The organism is Rivularia sp. UHCC 0363 (assembly GCF_034931125.1).
Classification (GTDB): Bacteria; Cyanobacteriota; Cyanobacteriia; order Cyanobacteriales; family Nostocaceae; genus Rivularia.
Window position 1 is genome coordinate 10,141 of sequence record NZ_JAYGHM010000093.1, and the last position, 15,679, is coordinate 25,819.

The 15,679-nt window shown below is 37.0% G+C and carries 13 protein-coding genes and 1 CRISPR repeat array; of the genes, 4 read left to right on the forward strand and 9 right to left on the reverse strand.

What is annotated here, in order from left to right; genetic code table 11:
• Positions 1-34 precede the first annotated feature (34 nt).
• The 4 genes from VB797_RS31840 to VB797_RS31855 form a co-directional block, all read right to left on the reverse strand.
• On the reverse strand, positions 35-928 hold the full coding sequence (locus tag VB797_RS31840; RefSeq protein ID WP_323241798.1) for a glycine betaine ABC transporter substrate-binding protein: 894 nt from the start codon (positions 926-928) through the stop codon (positions 35-37).
• Positions 929-967: 39 nt separating this feature from the next.
• Complete coding sequence (locus VB797_RS31845; protein WP_323241799.1) at positions 968-1,609, reverse strand: ABC transporter permease; 642 nt, start codon at positions 1,607-1,609, stop codon at positions 968-970.
• A 148-nt stretch (positions 1,610-1,757) separates the two neighbouring features.
• Positions 1,758-2,507, reverse strand: coding sequence for an ATP-binding cassette domain-containing protein (locus VB797_RS31850; RefSeq protein WP_323241800.1), 750 nt, complete (start codon positions 2,505-2,507; stop codon positions 1,758-1,760).
• Between the two features lie 292 nt (positions 2,508-2,799).
• On the reverse strand, positions 2,800-3,654 hold the full coding sequence (locus tag VB797_RS31855; RefSeq protein WP_323241801.1) for an SDR family NAD(P)-dependent oxidoreductase: 855 nt from the start codon (positions 3,652-3,654) through the stop codon (positions 2,800-2,802).
• An 813-nt stretch (positions 3,655-4,467) separates the two neighbouring features.
• Here VB797_RS31855 and ggt point away from each other — a divergent pair.
• Positions 4,468-6,228 carry a gamma-glutamyltransferase gene (gene ggt, locus VB797_RS31860; RefSeq protein WP_323241802.1) on the forward strand — a complete coding sequence of 587 codons (1,761 nt, stop codon included), beginning with the start codon at positions 4,468-4,470 and terminating at the stop codon, positions 6,226-6,228.
• A 94-nt stretch (positions 6,229-6,322) separates the two neighbouring features.
• On the opposite strand, the gene VB797_RS31865 is transcribed toward ggt, so the two are convergent.
• Both VB797_RS31865 and VB797_RS31870 read right to left on the reverse strand, forming a co-directional pair.
• Positions 6,323-6,607, reverse strand: coding sequence for a hypothetical protein (locus tag VB797_RS31865; protein WP_323241803.1), 285 nt, complete (start codon positions 6,605-6,607; stop codon positions 6,323-6,325).
• 318 nt (positions 6,608-6,925) lie between these two features.
• A complete protein-coding gene (locus tag VB797_RS31870; RefSeq protein WP_323241804.1) occupies positions 6,926-7,549 on the reverse strand; it encodes a DUF1802 family protein in 624 nt (207 codons plus the stop codon).
• A gap of 186 nt (positions 7,550-7,735) precedes the next feature.
• Between VB797_RS31870 and VB797_RS31875 the strand changes: the two genes are divergently transcribed.
• Complete coding sequence (locus VB797_RS31875) at positions 7,736-8,695, forward strand: aldo/keto reductase (RefSeq protein ID WP_323241805.1); 960 nt, start codon at positions 7,736-7,738, stop codon at positions 8,693-8,695.
• A gap of 486 nt (positions 8,696-9,181) precedes the next feature.
• Here VB797_RS31875 and VB797_RS31880 read toward each other — a convergent pair whose 3' ends face one another.
• Positions 9,182-10,105: a mechanosensitive ion channel family protein gene (locus tag VB797_RS31880; protein ID WP_323241806.1), complete on the reverse strand. Its 924-nt coding sequence runs from the start codon at positions 10,103-10,105 to the stop codon at positions 9,182-9,184.
• 351 nt (positions 10,106-10,456) lie between these two features.
• On the opposite strand from VB797_RS31880, the gene VB797_RS31885 reads away from it, so the two are divergent.
• Together VB797_RS31885 and VB797_RS31890 are read left to right on the forward strand one after the other, a co-directional pair.
• Complete coding sequence (locus tag VB797_RS31885; RefSeq protein ID WP_323241807.1) at positions 10,457-11,131, forward strand: tetratricopeptide repeat protein; 675 nt, start codon at positions 10,457-10,459, stop codon at positions 11,129-11,131.
• Positions 11,132-11,319: 188 nt separating this feature from the next.
• On the forward strand, positions 11,320-11,700 hold the full coding sequence (locus VB797_RS31890; protein ID WP_323241808.1) for a hypothetical protein: 381 nt from the start codon (positions 11,320-11,322) through the stop codon (positions 11,698-11,700).
• A gap of 390 nt (positions 11,701-12,090) precedes the next feature.
• On the opposite strand, the gene VB797_RS31895 is transcribed toward VB797_RS31890, so the two are convergent.
• The gene (locus tag VB797_RS31895) at positions 12,091-12,792 is read right to left on the reverse strand and encodes a phosphatase PAP2 family protein (protein WP_323241809.1); all 702 of its coding nucleotides are present in this window, start codon (positions 12,790-12,792) and stop codon (positions 12,091-12,093) included.
• 532 nt (positions 12,793-13,324) lie between these two features.
• Positions 13,325-13,930, reverse strand: coding sequence for a hypothetical protein (locus tag VB797_RS31900; RefSeq protein ID WP_323241810.1), 606 nt, complete (start codon positions 13,928-13,930; stop codon positions 13,325-13,327).
• 447 nt (positions 13,931-14,377) lie between these two features.
• A CRISPR array of direct repeats spans positions 14,378-15,620; the repeat unit is 37 nt; unit sequence GTTGAAACTTTTACTAATCCCTATTAGGGATTGAAAC.
• Positions 15,621-15,679: the final 59 nt, after the last annotated feature.

A 15,679-nucleotide genomic window follows, 5' to 3' on the forward strand; every position in this document is an offset into this window, starting at 1 on the left:
TAACTCATAACTCTTAACTCATAACTCCTAACTCCTACAACCCTTTACTCTTGCGAAACTCGCTGACAACTTCTTTAATATCGCGTAACTCACCTTCTACTTGATAATTAAGTTGCTGCATTTCATCAGCAGTCAAAATTCCAGCGAGTTGAGAGAAGGCTTTTTTCAACTGTGGATATTTTTTCAAAGTTTCCTTGCGTACAATTGGTGCGGCTTCATATGGAGGAAAATATTTTTTATCATCTTTTAATATTACTAAACCCAAACGAGAAATTTGCCCGTCGGTAGAATTTCCTGCTACCATATCCACCAGTTTTTGAGTTAATGCTCGATATATCAAACCCAAATCCATAATTTTAGGAAATTCCTTGAATTTTAAGTTATAAGCTTTAGATAATCCCGGAAAACCATCTTCTCTTTCCACAAATTCATAACCGAAACCGGCTCTCCAAGAAGGTGTATATTTAGCAGCTTCAGAAAGAGTTTTAATATTATATTTTTTCGCATCTTCACCGCGAATTATCATCGCAAAAGTATTTTCAAAACCCAAAGGTTTAGTTACTTCCAAATTAAACTGCTTCTCGTAAGCCTGTTTGACTAAATTGTAAACTTTCGTGGGATCGCTAATTACCTTTTGCTTTAAAATCGCTGTAAAGATTGTTCCCGTATACTCGATATAAGCATCAATTTTTCCAGCAAGAATAGCTGCATGACAAATACTAGTACTACCTAACTGCCGAAGACGATCAACTTTTAACTCGGTAGTTGCTTCAATTTGCTGCGCTAATAATTCTCCTAAAATATCTTGTTCGGTAAAATTTTTCGATGCGACTACAATATCACCACCGTTACCAACAGAAGCAGTATTGCAACCAGTAACCCCCACCAAACAGAAACAAACAATTAGCAGCGTGAAAAATCTTTTCATTTTTATGATTATTAAACTATTTTGTCAACTATAAATTAACTATATTTTTCCCTTAGTTAAACGACGTTCCAAAGCCCCAATTCCCAAATCTGCAATCAGCGCGATCGCAGCAGCAGGAACCGCACCGGCTAAAATCAAATCATTATTTACTAAAGAAATTCCCCGAAAAATAAATACTCCCAAACCACCAGCACCAATCGCTGCTGCAATAGTTGCAATCCCAATCCCAATCACCATTGCAACCCGCACACCCGCCAAAATTACCCCCAGAGCTAACGGAATTTCCACCTGAAATAATAATTGTCTATCCGTCATTCCCATCCCCCTTCCAGCTTCCCGAATCGCCGGATTTACATTCATAATACCAGTGTAAGTATTTCTAATTATTGGCAAAAAAGAATACAAAGTTAAAGCAAAAATTGCCGGAACCGGACCAATTCCACCAATAACACGAACGGGAATCAATAGACCAAACAAAGCCAAACTAGGAATTGTTTGGAAAATATTTGCAACACTTAAAATAGGTTGACTAAGAGCCTTTTTACGAGTAATTAAAATTCCTAAAGGAATACCTATAATTGTCGCAATACTAATTGCAATAACCACCATTACCAAGTGTTCTATACTACGCTGGATAATTTCCGAGCCGTATTTAATTAAGAAAAAATCTTTAATATTCATAAATAGTTGAAAATATGCAGTTGTGATTTCGCATTGTTTGAGACGTAGCAGTGCTACGTATCTACAAGGGTTCTATGTTTTGGTACGAAATATGGGTAAATATAATTCATAGCTTTTCAATCCAAAATCTAAAATCTAAAATCCAAAATTAAACTGCGGTTTCCAAACATTTCATAAAAGCAACCGCTTCCGGATGCGAGGTGTTTTTGAATTCGTGGGGTGTCCCTAAAAATACGAGTTCTCCCCCATACATTAAACCAATTCTTGTGGCTAAAACAAAGGCTTCTTGAATATCGTGAGTGACAAATACCACGGTTTTACCGAGTTCTTGCTGCAACCGTTTAAACTCTTGCTGAAGTTCCAATCTTGTGATCGGGTCTAATGCTCCAAATGGTTCATCCATTAATAATACCGGAGGGTCGGCAGCTAATGCTCTCGCTACACCTACCCGCTGTCTTTGTCCACCGGAAAGTTCGTGAGGATATCGGGAAGCAAATTGTTCTGGTTGTAAACCTACTAAATTCAACAATTCAAAAACGCGCATTTTGATTTTTTTAGAATTCCAACCTTCCAACGAAGGAATTAAGCCGACATTACGCTCAATTGTGAAATGAGGAAACAAACCCGTTTCTTGAATTACATAACCAATTTTGCGTCTGAGCTTGATTTCATCCCATTGAGTTGTAGGTATTCCATCAAATATTACTTGACCATCCGTCGGTCGAAACAGCCGATTGATTAACTTCATGGTCGTAGTTTTGCCGCTTCCGCTACGTCCTAGTAATATTAATGCTTCTCCTTTACGAATTTGGAAATTCAGATTTGATACTAAAGGACGCTGGTTGCGACTGAGAGTCACGTTACGGAACTCTACAGCGGATTCGTTTTTTTGTGACATGGATATTTAGCTGAATACTTCGTTTAATGTACTGTATTCTGGTATAAATCAAAAGTATTTATCTTATTGCTATTTATCTCATCTCTCTTTTAATGAGGATAAAGCTTTTGTACAGAGGGATTGTAGAATAACTATTTATATACCAATAATGGCGGGTATTACTGTCTGGTAATATTTCATTTTAAACAAACTAAATATATCTAAATCGATTTATTGTTTAGATATATTAGTAAATTGCTGATGTTTTTACAAAAAATTTATAAAAAGCATAGAATCCTCAACCCTCAATGCTTTATTTCTCAGTCCCTAAACCGAATTGCTTCGCAAGAATATGATCGAGGACTCGTTGAGGAAGTAATCTAGCAACTATCCAATCAAAGAAATGATTAGGTACGATCGCATAACGAACTTTCGGTTTTTCGGTTGTTAAAGCTTTCCAAATCAAGTTCCCCACATCTTCTGGAGAATAACCGGAACGTGCTTTTTCCAACGCATAATCCATAAATTTTTTACTTGGAATCGCAAATTTAGTATTTTCATAGGGAGAAAAATCAATCTGTTCGGCTTTATCCCAAATTGGTGTCACTACAGAACCTGGCCCGATAATAATTACATCAATTCCGTACACCATAAGTTCGCGTCGTAATGCTGCGGAAAAGCCTTCTAATCCAAATTTCGATGCGTTATAAGCACCTAGAAATGGCATTGCGATCTTTCCCCCAACGGAACTTATATTAATAATTCTTCCCGGTTTACCGATCAAAGCAGAGTTGGTTCCTAGCAAAGGTAAAAAAGCTTGAGTAACAATTAGCTGTCCGATTAAATTGACTTCTATTTGTTTGCTAAATTCTGCGATCGGTTGATGCATCAAAGGTCCACCGATAGCAATCCCGGCGTTATTTACTAGACCAAGCAAATTATTACCACTAATTTGATGACTAACGCGATCGGCAGCTTCACGTACCGATTTTTCATCAGTCACATCGAATATTAAAGGTGTAAATCCATTACCAAATTCGTTAGTTAAACGCTCTGCATCTTCAGGCTTCCTAACGCTACCAAATATATGAATTCCTTTACTATTTAATACTTTTAGCGTACCCCAACCGATACCCGTAGAAACGCCTGTAACAACAACACTTTGCATATTTTTCTCCAGAATAAAAGAATTTGAAAGTTAATAATTAATCTTTATAAGTTACTTGATTTTAACTTTGAACTTCGATCAATTCTTCAGTATCGAGTTTTAATTATGGATACAATCTTTTTGTTAAAAATTTTATAGTAGATAATGCTTGTTGCTCATAAATTTTGTGAACAAGATTTTTCCGCAACTTATAGTTTTCCGAAATAATAATGTAGAAAATTTGCATTGCAATTTCTCCAAAAATTAGCATACAAATCAATAAATTTTATATTGCTGGCTAATTGCCTATGCGTAAGCGTAGGTTCAGCTAACTAAGCCTACCGCTATTTAACATCACTAATTCTTATCAAAAACAGAAAATTTATTAGAAAGTAATTTAATCTCAGTAATTAAAAATATTATGTATTTTATCTAACTTGCAATCAAATCAGAAAGGAATGTAAATTGAGATATTAATAGTAAATTTCCTTAGTTTTGTTTAATAAATATGAAAATTTTATACTTAATATTGCCGTTATGGATTTTAATAGCGCTACCTTCGTTTGGTCAAAATTTTATACCTCAAACGAGTAATCACTTCATTACTCATAAACAAGCACAACATCGATCTCCGAAAGAACGCAAAGACCATCGTGGTAGCGGTCGCCGACAAAATAATTTTGGCATTACATATTTTATTGTCCGGTCTACTGTTTCTACTAATGTTCCCTCCCCTAACCAAAACAACCAGTAATTAGAAAGGTAAAGAGTTATTAAAAGAGAAACGCGCTCTATCATGGTATAAATTTCTTGAATTTTTTGAAACAAGATTTTATGCGTATTTTAGTTCGCACAGTTATTTTATTTAGCATTACTTTTTACACTCAAATTGCCACTGCGGCTTTTATCCAACCGCTACGCAGTAAAAAAGCAATGGTAGTTTCAGCCCATCCTTTAGCTAGCGAGGCGGGGTTAGAAATGTTACGCAAAGGAGGTAACGCTGTTGATGCTGCTGTTGCCACAACTTTTGCAATTTCTGTAGTAGAACCTTTTTCAGCAGGAATTGGTGGTGGCGGTTTTTTGTTGATGCATGACTCGAAGAAACGCACAATTCAAGCTTTAGATTTTCGCGAACGCGCTCCCTTGAAAGCTACCAAAAATATGTATTTGGATAGTAGCGGCAAGGTGCGTCCCAATGCAAGTACCAATGGTTATCTGGCTGTTGCTACTCCGGGAACTGTTGCAGGGATGTATGAAGTTCACCGCCGCTACGGTAAATTATCTTGGAGTACGGTTGTTGCTCCTGCGGTTCGGTTGGCGAAAGATGGTTTCGTTGTTGAAAATAAGTTTGTCCAAGCTGTCAAAATGCGCGAGAAAATGATTGCTAGCAACCGAGCAGCGCGAGCTATTTTTACTCGTAACGGTAATTTTTATCAACCAGGAGAAACCCTTGTACAGCGAGATTTAGGACGAACTTTACAATATATTGCCACAAATCCCCGCAGTTTCTATACGGGAAGCATCGCTCGTACTATTGCTTCAGATATGGCGAAAAATGGCGGTTTAATTACTCTACAAGACTTGCAATCCTATAAACCAATTTGGCGCACCCCAGTTTGCGGTAATTTTCATAAAGCCAAAGTATGCTCGATGCCACCACCATCATCAGGAGGGATTCATTTATTGCAGATGTTAAATATTATCGGCGATACCGACTTAAAATCTTTAGGATGGCACCACCCCGACGCGATCCACTTAATGGTAGAAGCGATGCGAATTGCTTATGCTGACCGTTCCGAATATTTAGGCGATCCCGATTTTGTCAAAGTTCCCCAACAACAGCTAATTAGTCCCGAATATGCAAAATTTCGCCGTCAGCAAATTGATATGCAGCGGGCAAAACCTTCAACAGAAGTCAAGCCAGTCGATCGCAATACATTACAAAAATTCAGTCAAACCATACCTATAAATTCTAATCAAAAATCAAAAATCAAAAATCAAAAATCCCATGAGTCCACAGAAACTACTCACCTTACAGTTGTCGATGAACAACGCAACGCTGTAAGTTTGACCTTTACCGTTAACTTGGCTTTTGGTGCTGGGATAGTCACACCGAGAACAGGAATAGTTCTCAATAATGAAATGGATGATTTTGCAGCAGCACCGGGAGTTCCCAACGCTTTCGGCTTGTTGGGTAACGAAGCGAATTCCATCGCACCTCGAAAAACTCCCCTATCAAGCATGACTCCCACAATTATTACTGAAAACGGACGGTTGCGAATGGCTGTAGGGACTCCCGGAGGCAGCACCATCATCACCCAAGTATTACAAATAATTCTCAACATTTTGGAATACGATATGGATGCAGGAGCAGCAGTTTCCGCACCCCGCATTCACCATCAATGGATGCCCGATACCTTGCGCGTCGAGCCTTGGGGGTTGGATGCACTAACCTTGCAAGAATTACAGCGTCGGGGACACAAAATCGAACAAACCAACCCTTGGGGTAACTCCAACGCGATCGTCGTTAAACCAGACGGTAGCTTAGAAGGTGCCGCCGATCCCAGGGGTGAAGGGGCAGCTAGGGGGATTTAGGAAGGGATGGGGGGATGGGGGGATGGGGGGATGGGGAGAAAATAATTCTTAACTCTTAACTCTCCCCTTTAACCTTTAACCTTTAACCTTTGACCTATTCCCTATCTACATAAGCATCTGAAGTATTTAATGGTGAAAATTCGTTGGCGCGGGCGCTGGGTACTAATGTCCAACCTGCTTTGAGTAACTTTTGATAAGTCGCCCATCCTTTGGAACCGCCCGGTATTTGATAGTCTGGTACTGTGAATTGTCGAAAAGCGGTGTATGGTCGCCAAGGTTCGTTCGGTGCTGTCTGCAAGTGCAAAATTTTCTCGCCGTTTTCGCCAGACTTGGATAACCAGCACATTCTTCTCATACAAACTCCTTTGTAAGAAAGCATCTCTTGCATAATTACAGATATTTGTCAAGCGCTGCCTTACCCTTTTGGGGTACTTTTGAAGAATGAGTTATAAATAAAAGGCTTGAACTTCATTCTTCATTCAGGCATATTTGTTGGTAATTGTTTATACTTTTATTCAGAGATAACATTTTATATTATTTGTCTAAATAAAAACTAACCACAGACTGAATAGCCCGTGGAATAAGAAAAACAAACACCGCTCGCAAACATCTATGTTTGTCTAATTTTATATGTAATATTACTAGTCGTGTGTATCTTTGGCTACTGTTTTACTTATGTAGGATTAAATTAAAGCTTTCAACGACTAAAATTAACATCTTGTTGTTTTTCCGATCTATTTGACGAAACATCGGAAGAATCGCCGGTAATTTCGCAGATTTGGGCTACCAATTCATAGTAGTTACTGTCGGACATTGCGGGTTTTGCTGCGAGTGAAATCGATTGATGCAAGTCAATCCAGGATTTGCATCCACCATATTGGGGATGATATGCAACAACTTGGGGAGTTTGTAGTTTGTATGTTCGCAGCAAGAGTACGAATAAAGGTTCTGATGGTTTCCATTGTTGGCGATCGCGAACAAATTCTTTATTCCAAATGTGGAATGGAAGTAGAGCGTTAATAATCGAGTCGTCGGTAACGGGTAAAATATGGGTAATTTGAGCGTAGCTGGTAATATTAACAGTTTCGGGTCGCCAACCGGGTGTAACTGGAATCACGAGATTGGAATAATCAGTTTTGAGCATAAAAGTTTGTTGATGCTCGTAGGTAGGGTAAAGCAAAACTAGATCGTGAGCAACCCGAAAACTTCCTCCTCTTTCATGAATACCACCTTTACGTAACAGCATTATCGTTTGTGCAGATTCTAAAGCGTTAATGGCGATCGCCCATTCTTTGAGTGCGTGATTTGTAGTTGGTTCCATTTGCAATTTTGGATTGTTATATAACAGTAGCTACAAAAATTAGGAACGTTTTTATGTTCCCTACCAATTCCCAATTCCCTATCTGTTCCCTATTCCCTATTCCCTATTCCCTCCGATTTAATTCGACTCCACAACTCGTAAACTGTGACACTATTTAACTAAGATTAAATCAGGATGAAATAAATCATGGAAAAACGCAACTTAGGAAAATCCGATGTAAAAATAACTCCTATTTTGATGGGAACTTGGCAAGCTGGTAAGAAAATGTGGGTCGGAATCGAGGACGCTGATTCTATTCAAGCAATACGAGCAGCTGTTGAAAATGGAATTACAACTATTGATACTGCTGAGGTCTATGGTAACGGACATTCAGAAAAAATTGTTGCCCAAGCATTATCGGATGTTCGAGATAAAGTTGAATATGCGACGAAGGTATTTGCAAATCATCTTAAATATGAAGAAGTAATAGAAGCTTGCGATCGCTCTTTGAAAAATCTTCAGACTGACTATATTGATTTATACCAAATTCATTGGCCAAGTGGTTCTTTCAATAATGAAATTGTTCCTATTCAAGAGACGATGAACGCTTTAAATCACCTAAAAGAACAAGGTAAAATTAAGGCGATCGGCGTATCAAATTTTTCTCGTATTCACTTAGAAGAAGCTGCGAAGTACGGCAGAATTGATAGTTTGCAACCACCCTATTCTTTATTTTGGCGAAAAGTTGAACGTGATGCAATGCCTTACTGTATTGAAAATAATATTTCTATTCTGGCTTACTCGCCTCTAGCCCAAGGATTATTAACTGGAAAATTTGATGCTTCTCATAAATTTGATCCCGACGACAACCGTGCAGATAACCAGCTATTTCAAGGGGAAAGCATGAAACGCGCTCAACTTGCGCTAAACAAACTGCGTCCGATTGCTGAGCGTCATCAATGCAGTCTGGCACAATTATCATTAGCATGGTTGATTTCTCAGCCTCAGAGTAACGCGATCGCGGGTGCTAGAACTGCCAAACACGTTATAGATAACGCTAAAGCCGCTGAAGTCAAACTTACTCAAGATGAGCTACAAGAAATTGATGCGATCGGAAGCATCGTTACTAGCCATCAAGATGATAGTCCCGTGATGTGGAACTGGTAAATAAAGGTTAAAGGTTAAAGGTTAAAGGTCAAAGGTTAAAGGTCAAAGGTTAAAGGTCAAAGGTTAAAGGTCAAAGGTTAAAGGTCAAAGGTTAATATTATTAAAATGTTGAGAGGTTGATTTCGCCAATGTTGCGAAATTTGAAGACTCGTAAACTTGAGTTAATAAGCGGTTCTATTTTTCTTTACAGGTGGTAACTTAATAAATAAGACACAAACAAAGCATCGCGATACTCAATCGGGTAAATGACAAATGTGTCTTCGGTCAAAGCCCAAGTAAATTTCAGCATTAAAAAAGTGGCATCTACCTAAATTCGGTAAGCCAAGCTCCTAGATAGGAAAATGTATAAATGCGTTGTTTGCTATGAGTTAAGTAAACTTTAGCTGTTGAAATCTTTAATTCTCCAAATCAATTGACCTTAATAAATCTCGATTATAAAGCCTGGTAAACCTTTTACCAGGCTTTAGTATTATCAACGATTAACGATCAATTTTCTGATGGTTCATAATTATCGCCATTAGGACGGGAAGATGCTTTTCTATTATTGGGAGCGGACATATAATCGTTGTATTTTTCTTGATTATAAAAGTAAAGAGTACGTATTGGATAAGGAATACTGATATCGGCTCGATCAAAAGCTTCTTTTATACTTACAATTGCTCTAGTTTGAACGTGACGGACTTCTTTTTGCCGCGATGAAGTCCAGTAGCGAACAATGAAATCAATAGAACTATCACCGAAAGCAACTAAATCTATCTCTGGTGCTGGTTTATCTAAAACTCCTTCTACTTGTGAAATTGTTCGTTCTAAAATATCGGAAGCTTGGGATAAAGAAGTATTGTAATCTACACCGACAGCTAAATCGGTACGTCTGTGGTTAAATGCTGTTCTGACCTGAACTACACTTGTAAATACTGTTGAATTGGGAATTACAACTCGTTCCCCACCGTAAGTAATAATTTCCGTTGTGCGAATATCAATTTGGTCAACAGTACCTTCGTAATCGTTGACAATTACTTGGTCTCCAATACGGAATGGTTGCTGTAAAAGTATTAAGATACCGGCAAGAAAGTTTTTGAAAATATCTTGAAAAGCAAAACCGATTGCGACAGAACTAAGTCCGAGAGTCGCAATAATATCTCCCAATCTTAAACCGGGAAAAGCAATTACACAAGCGAGGAGAATTCCAAAAATCCAGGTTGCGGTAGAGGCTCCTTTTGCCATTAAAAACTGTAGCGATTTGCTGCTAACCGTCTTATGAGCAATTGTTTCAGTTACTCTTTGAACAAATTGAGCGGCAAATCTAGTTAAAAATATAATAATTATTGAAGTTAATAATGCCGGAAATATTTTAACTGCACTACCAATTAATTCCTTGACACTGTTTTTGATTGTCTCTACTAAAGTCATAAATAATCTACTGGCAATTTACACTTAACAACGATTCATTTTAATTTGACAAACATATTTTTAGACTATTTTAAATACCTCTTTTAAGTCCGGATTAAATAGTAAAATCTTAATTTAAACTCTTACAGTTTGGCAATCTATCAAGTGATAAACAAAGTATCTATCTAAAGGATTAATTATATACCTAACTCAAGAATGATTTGCATTTTACTATCTTTAGGGAACAACTTGCTCAGTTTGAACGACATACTACCAATTGATAGTGCTGTTGTTAACAATTGCATGAGGAATAATTCTACTTTCTTACTAGCTTACAATTGATATAAAGCGATAAATTGGAGCCAGATATTTATGAACTATATTCGTATAGCGATCGCCATCCTTGGATTAACGAGTACGCTTAGCGTTATACCTGTTGCGGTTAACGCTCAACCACCGCGCACCTACTTAAAACAAACGAATTTTCAGCAACAATTTGATCGGGGGGTACAGAAACTTTATGCAGGTAACTTTAGGGAAGCAATAGCAGATTTTGACCGTGTAGTGCAGGCTAATCCGCGTTTTTCTGAAGGTTTTTGTTTGAGAGGTCTTGCTAAATCCCAACTAGGTGATTATCAAGCAGCGAGGAGCGATTTTGATCGCGCAATACAGCTAAATCCTAATCATGCTGAGGCTTATAACAGTCGGGGAAATGTCTATGGGGAGTTAGGAAATATTTCTTTGGCTATTACTGATTTTAAAAACACAATAAAAATCGATCCAAAGTATGTTGATGCTTACTATAATTTAGGTCGTACAAATTATCAGCAGGGAAATCACAAACAGGCGATCGCGGACTTGAATAAAGCACTGAAATTAAATCCCAACTTGGCTGAAGCTTATGGTAATCGGGGTTTAGCGGAATATGCTTTAGGAAATAAGCGTAATGCTGTAGCCGATTTACAAAAAGCAGCAAGTCTTTTTTATCAACAGGGAAATAGCCAAAACTATCAGCAAACTCAAGCTTTAATTAGGCAAATTAAATAACCAATGGAATGATAATTATAATCGTTATCAAGTGGAAGCCAAATTCGCTTGTCTTTTTTTATAAGTATAGATAATTGTATTAGATATAATTTTGACAAATAAGAAAAAATGATATTAAAAGCACTTGACTAATGGCGGTTGATTAAATATGATTATCAGTCAGAATATTTTAAATAAAAGGTAAATTCGTGAACAAAAGATTAATTCTTTCACTACTTTCTACTCAGATAATTTTTACATCTTTAATGTCTATATTAGGAATTGTGTCCCCCGCACACGCTGCTCAAAGAGCATATCTGACGAAAGATGGTCGTGCTTGTATCAGCCATCCACACGGTGGTATGGGTATCGTGTGTACGCGAGTTTCGGAACGTGAAAGGAAGTTGATTGCTAGTCGTGTTAAAGCAGATACTCAGGTAGTTTCAGCACAACCATCCAACGGTGAGGTGATGATGCTCAAATTTAGTGAAAAAGAAAGCGATGAAGCAATCAAACTCTTTACCTGCGATTGTCCCTACTGCATGAATGCTCTACGCGCTTTACACGGTGGAGATGCGATGGTTTACTAACATTTAATAGTTTTAGTTTTGTCAATTTTCAATAATTAATTATTTATACCAATTCTGTATGAGGCTGCGTGAAATTGCCCTCACTCTGGAATGGGGCTACACAAACAAAGCCCAGATGGTGCGTGGGCTAAATTTGGGCATCTTTATAAAGAAATGGTATTAGTCAAAAAAATCTCTTAAGCATCTAAAAGGAGTAGAAAGGCTTGAGAGATTTTGTCTTTTAACTAATAAAAACTTAAAACAATCTCAAATATTAGAAAATAAACCTTTTTGTACTCCACTCAACAGAAAACCGCTATATTTGTACGACTCAAACACATTGCTAAATTGATTGACGCATTTTTTTCTCATTTAGTACCGAGAATAATAATATATTATTAGCGTTTATTTTCAAGAGCGAATAAAACGAGCTTTTTGTATTTTGAGCATGGTAATAGAAAACATCAACCACAAATATCCAACCCCATAACCAGCAATTATATCTGTCGGCCAATGCACCCCTAAATATAGACGACTTAAACCAATAGCACCAATTAATATAACAGCAAAAGTGTAGATGATTTTAGCAAATTTAGGATAATGAAATGCTAGCAAATAAGCGATAAAACCATATATGACCATCGAACCTAATGCATGACCGCTAGGATAGCTAAAGCTTGTTTCTTTAATTAGCTGTTGCCAAAGTTGGGGACGCGCTTTGCTGAAAGACAGTTTCAAACCATAACTAAGGATTACACCTCCAAGAGCATGAATAGCGAATATTTTGGCTTCTTGGTAATATCGTTTCCATAAAAGTATTCCAAAAATGATGATAGTAACAGTCACCATTGTAGAAGGATTACCTATTTTTGTAATATTGAGCATGATATTATCCCATGTGGGATTAGCAAACTGATGTATCCACAGCAAAATAGTTTTATCAAAAGCAAAGGCTTCTTTATCCAAAACTTCTTCTGAAAGCTGGGCAATAATGTAGATAATTATTAAACAGATAGCTAAACCAGCAATTCCAATAGTAGTAATTAAAGTAGTTATCCGAGGATGTACGCGAGTGAGCCAGAAATTTATTAGTTTACGGAGATAATTTTGCATAGTTATTGATAGTACATAAATTAGTATTTATATAATCATATTTGCAAACAACGCAAACGATATTAAATTAGATAAGATTAAATTAAATCAAATCTATTCAAGGTGGGTAGGTAAACGTACAGTAAAACAACTACCAACATTATTTCTCATTCCTTATGGATACTTTAAAGCAACTGCGGTATTACTTTTAATTGCCATTAAAGGATTGCATATTCTCAACAAAATAGCTAAGGAATGTCAACAACTCCATAAGATATAAAGATTATTAAATTTTTAGGACTTACGCAACTGGCATATTTTGGTCGTAGGGTGCTGTGACACTTCGCTTGATTTCTAACGCAATAATAAGGTTTATGTGTCACACACCGTTCCCTCGGTCTTGTGACAATTGCGACCTAAACTTAAACCCCCATTCGCTCTGACAATATTCGTCACGCACCGTTCCCTCGGTCTTGTGACAATTGCGACCATTCCTGATTTTACTGATAATTCAATTAATGTAATGGTTTTTTTAACTTAGATTTTTTTTGTGTTAACCTTTAGCCCAACGCCATTGATAGCTATTCCATTGATAAATACCTTGAATTTGATATTCTGCACCACTATCGAAGCGGATAGTGCAGGTGGTATAGTTCGTATCACCGACAACTTCTTCCAGACTAACTACTATACACAGAAACCATTGAGGCGCACATGATGTACCTTCTTGTACCCATTCCCATAAGCCATTGCAAACTTCAATGCGATCGCCAACTTTCAATTTTAGCGATTCCTCTTTACCAAGCTCATCAAAATGATATTTTTCAACTCTATTTAACCACTGTATACCGTAACGTTCGCGGATAAATTGTACTACCCCAGAATCTTTTTCTTGCAGCCAATCGTTAAGTAATTCAACTTTCCAAGAACGATTTTGTTCTTCATGTTGCTTCACAAACTCAGAGAATATTTGTAATTCTTCATTCGTTAGTTCTTGTAAAGGATTGACATCATCTGATATTTGGCTCGAATTTCCATCGATTTGATTGCTTAATACTTGTAGCAAAATCATCTTTTGCCCATCAGTGAGAGGACAGCGGGCTGCATCACAACGATTGAAAGCTGCTTGCAACGCTAGTTCTATCTCATCTGGTGTCATAAGTTAATTACAAATGAGGGTTTATTCTCCTAATTATTGCAAAATTTTTCAAAATATAAAATTATCTCTTGATACAATGTTATATTTATAGATTAGACATTCAATTACTTTTTGTAGAGCAAAGTTAAGAGCTTAAACAAAATAGAATGCATTGGCATTTAGATACAGCTTGATATGACGGTGCTTTTTGCCTGATGATTGCGCCAACCATAGGGTGTTTGAAACGACAAGCAGTTTTTTGGGGCTGTAACGACTATTCTGTATACCTTCGAGCCGTTTTACCCAACAACGAGGTTAGCGCAACCCCTGAAACCCTTATTAAGACTGACTTACAGCCCTTTTTGTCTTTCAGCCCTTGACACTCCTGCGGCTCAAACAGTATTTTATATATAGGTCGGCGCATCTGTACCTCGAAAATTAAATATAGTAAGGCTTCTGGAACGAGCAGTTGAAACTTTTACTAATCCCTATTAGGGATTGAAACACTGATATCGAAGAAATTCAATTAATTCAAAAATGTTGAAACTTTTACTAATCCCTATTAGGGATTGAAACGCACCAAATTGGTCAGAAACATGAGGAGGAACCACGTTGAAACTTTTACTAATCCCTATTAGGGATTGAAACCATCATGACCAGAAGACTCCCCAAAAACTCTTGCAGTTGAAACTTTTACTAATCCCTATTAGGGATTGAAACGTCAATACTTTTAGAAGCAAGATCGAAAATCGAGTTGAAACTTTTACTAATCCCTATTAGGGATTGAAACGAGTTGAGGAACTTCAAATAAGATTGAATTTTTATGTTGAAACTTTTACTAATCCCTATTAGGGATTGAAACTAATCCAATCCAAAAACTCAGCAACAAATTGCGTTGAAACTTTTACTAATCCCTATTAGGGATTGAAACGCAGAATGTCTTTAATCTTCATGGTTATCAAATAGGTTGAAACTTTTACTAATCCCTATTAGGGATTGAAACTAGCAAATCCATATGTATTTCTTGGATTCATTCCAGTTGAAACTTTTACTAATCCCTATTAGGGATTGAAACCACTTAAAACTTGTACCATCGCTTTCTGCTTGAGGTTGAAACTTTTACTAATCCCTATTAGGGATTGAAACGTGGCAAGTGTTTGAGATGTCGCGTCAAGGGTTGAGTTGAAACTTTTACTAATCCCTATTAGGGATTGAAACTTACTCAAGTGCGTGGTAATTCAAGAAATTACTTTCGTTGAAACTTTTACTAATCCCTATTAGGGATTGAAACAATAACTTTCTTGGAGAGATTACCCAATCTAGTTGAAACTTTTACTAATCCCTATTAGGGATTGAAACTACAGGGAATTTCTGAATGGTTATTCCCTGGATCGTTGAAACTTTTACTAATCCCTATTAGGGATTGAAACACCTAAATGCGGACTTAGTTGATTTAGTCTCTCGGTTGAAACTTTTACTAATCCCTATTAGGGATTGAAACTCAAATTGAAGATGATTTTGCTGGGAATAGCCTTGTTGAAACTTTTACTAATCCCTATTAGGGATTGAAACTTTCCAAAATTCTACGGTGAAGCCAACTTTTTGTTGAAACTTTTACTAATCCCTATTAGGGATTGAAACAACAAAAAGAATAGAAGTTATATTCCCAGTCATGTTGAAACTTTTACTAATCCCTATTAGGGATTGAAACTTGATAATCAGGATTGGGATACTTTAAGAGAGTAGTTGAAACTTTTACTAATCCCTATT